Here is a 2,785-nt window from a genome sequence, read left to right as displayed (position 1 = left end):
GATTCCCGTCTCGGTGGCGCGGAGACCAGCCCGGTTGTCGCACCGGGCGCGGGCAGCGGTCCGGAGGAGGGCGCGGCGGCCCGTACCCAAGGCGCTCGGGCGGACGTGAGGGGTCGGGTCGGGCGGCGGGACAAGGTGTCCGCTCGGCGGGGGGCGGGGAGGCGCGTCGCTCGGTTCGCCGTTGCCGGGCTTGCCGTGTGGGCCGTACCCATGCCCGTGCCGCTGATGCCCGGCGAGTTCGGTTCCGTCGAGTGGCCGGGGCCGGGACACACCGCCGCCCCCGGCGAAAGCGCGCCGCGGCGGAAGCGGTGTCGCGCCGGGGCGTGAAGGTGCGCTGTTGGGCCGCTTAAGAAATCCTCGATGGACTGGAGAAGCCGCGCTCGGCAGATTGGGGGCGTGATCGCCGACCAGCGATCACGGATCAACGATCAGCTCAGCACCACCCTCACCCCGGGAGCCACCCCCATGAAGGCACTTGTGAAACAGAAGGCCGAGCCGGGGCTGTGGCTCATGGACGTACCGGAGCCGGTGACCGGCCCCGGAGACGTACTGATCAAGGTGCTCCGTACCGGCATCTGCGGTACCGACCTGCACATCCGCTCCTGGGACGGCTGGGCCCAGCACGCGGTCACCACCCCCCGCGTCCTCGGCCACGAGTTCGTCGGCGAGGTGGCCGCCCTCGGCGCCGACGTCCAGGACATCGCGGTCGGCGACCTCGTCAGCGGCGAGGGCCACCTCGTCTGCGGCCGGTGCCGCAATTGTCTCGCCGGCCGCCGCCACCTCTGCCGCAGCACGGTCGGCCTGGGCGTCGGCCGCGACGGCGCGTTCGCCGAGTACGTCGCCCTCCCCGCCTCCAACGTCTGGGTCCACCGCGCCCCCGTCGACCTCGACGTCGCCGCGATCTTCGACCCGTTCGGCAACGCCGTGCACACCGCGCTCTCCTTCCCGCTCGTCGGCGAGGACGTCCTGATCACCGGCGCCGGCCCCATCGGGATCATGGCGGCGGCCGTCGCCCGGCACGCCGGCGCGCGCAACGTCGTGATCACCGATGTCAGCCCGGCACGCCTCGAACTCGCCCGCAAGGTCGGCGCCACCCTCGCCCTGGACGTCACGCACCACGGCATCGCCGAGGCGCAGCGCCAACTCGGCCTCAAGGAAGGCTTCGACATCGGCCTGGAGATGTCGGGACGCCCCGAGGCCGTGCGGGACATGGTCGACAACATGACCCACGGCGGCCGGATCGCGATGCTCGGCCTGCCCGCCGACGAGTTCGCCGTCGACTGGTCGAAGATCGTCACGTCCATGATCACGATCAAGGGCATCTACGGCCGTGAGATGTACGAGACGTGGTACGCGATGACCGTCCTCCTCGAAGGCGGCCTGGACCTGAGCCCCGTCATCACCGGCAGCTACGGCTACCAGGACTTCGACGCGGCCTTCGACGAGGCCGCGACCGCCCGCAGCGGCAAGATCATTCTCGACTGGACCGCCTGAGCGGTCCCCGTTCCGCCGCCCGCCCCGCCCTCCTTGGAGTCAGTCATGTTCACGTCCGTACGGGACGACCTCCGCGCCACCCTCGACGAGATCCGCGACGCCGGTCTCTTCAAGCCCGAACGGGTGATCTCCACCCCGCAGAACGCCTCCGTCGCGGTCACGGCCGGTGGCGCGCCCGCCGGCGGGAACGTCCTCAACTTCTGCGCCAACAACTACCTCGGCCTCGCCGACCACCCCGAGGTCGTCGCCGCCGCCAAGGACGCGCTCGACCGGTGGGGCTACGGGATGGCGTCCGTACGCTTCATCTGCGGCACCCAGGAGATCCACAAGGAGCTGGAACAGCGCCTCTCCGCCTTCCTGGGCCAGGAGGACACGATCCTCTACTCCTCCTGCTTCGACGCGAACGGCGGCGTCTTCGAGACCCTCCTCGGCGCCGAGGACGCGGTCATCTCCGACGCGCTCAACCACGCCAGCATCATCGACGGCATCCGGCTCTCCAAGGCGCGCCGCCTGCGCTACGCCAACCGCGACCTCGCCGAGCTGGAGACCCGTCTCAAGGAGTCGCAGGACGCGCGGCGGCGGCTGATCGTCACGGACGGCGTGTTCTCGATGGACGGGTACGTCGCGCCGCTCGCCGAGATCTGCGACCTCGCCGACCGCTACGACGCGATGGTCATGGTGGACGACTCGCACGCGGTCGGCTTCGTCGGCCCCAACGGGCGCGGCACCCCCGAACTGCACGGGGTGATGGACCGCGTCGACATCCTCACCGGCACGCTGGGCAAGGCGCTCGGTGGCGCGTCCGGGGGGTACGTGGCGGCGCGCGCGGAGATCGTCGCGCTGCTGCGCCAGCGGTCCCGCCCGTACCTCTTCTCGAACTCGCTCGCGCCGGTGATCGCGGCGGCGTCCATCAAGGTCCTCGACCTGCTGGAGAGCGCGGGGGAGCTGCGGGACCGGCTGAACGCGAACACGGCGCTCTTCCGTTCCCGGATGGCCGAGGAGGGCTTCGACGTGCTGCCCGGCGAGCACGCGATCGCGCCGGTCATGATCGGGGACGCGGCGGAGGCGGGGCGGATGGCGGAGCTGCTGTTGGAGCGGGGGGTGTACGTGATCGGGTTCTCGTACCCGGTGGTGCCGATGGGGGCGGCGCGGATTCGGGTGCAGTTGTCTGCGGCGCATACGTCTTCCGACGTTCTGGGGGCGGTCTCGGCGTTCGTCTCGGCGAGGGCGTCGCTTTAGCCTCGGCCCGGGGTTCGTTGCGGTTCGTGTTGTCCTCAATCGCCGGACGGGC

At 71.1% G+C, this 2,785-nt stretch carries 2 protein-coding genes; both read left to right on the top strand.

The window, feature by feature from the left end; translation table 11 throughout:
• Positions 1–465: 465 nt before the first annotated feature.
• Positions 466–1,494 (top strand): L-threonine 3-dehydrogenase, encoded by a 1,029-nt coding sequence (gene tdh / locus GT042_RS07815; RefSeq protein WP_161307980.1) that lies wholly within the window; start codon positions 466–468, stop codon positions 1,492–1,494.
• Positions 1,495–1,539: 45 nt separating this feature from the next.
• The gene (locus GT042_RS07810) at positions 1,540–2,733 is read left to right on the top strand and encodes a glycine C-acetyltransferase (protein ID WP_161307979.1); all 1,194 of its coding nucleotides are present in this window, start codon (positions 1,540–1,542) and stop codon (positions 2,731–2,733) included.
• Positions 2,734–2,785 lie beyond the last annotated feature (52 nt).

Source organism: Streptomyces sp. SID3212 (assembly GCF_009865405.1).
GTDB lineage: Bacteria > Actinomycetota > Actinomycetes > Streptomycetales > Streptomycetaceae > Streptomyces.
Note: the sequence above shows the minus strand (reverse complement) of the source record. Positions and strands in the feature narration are given on the sequence as shown.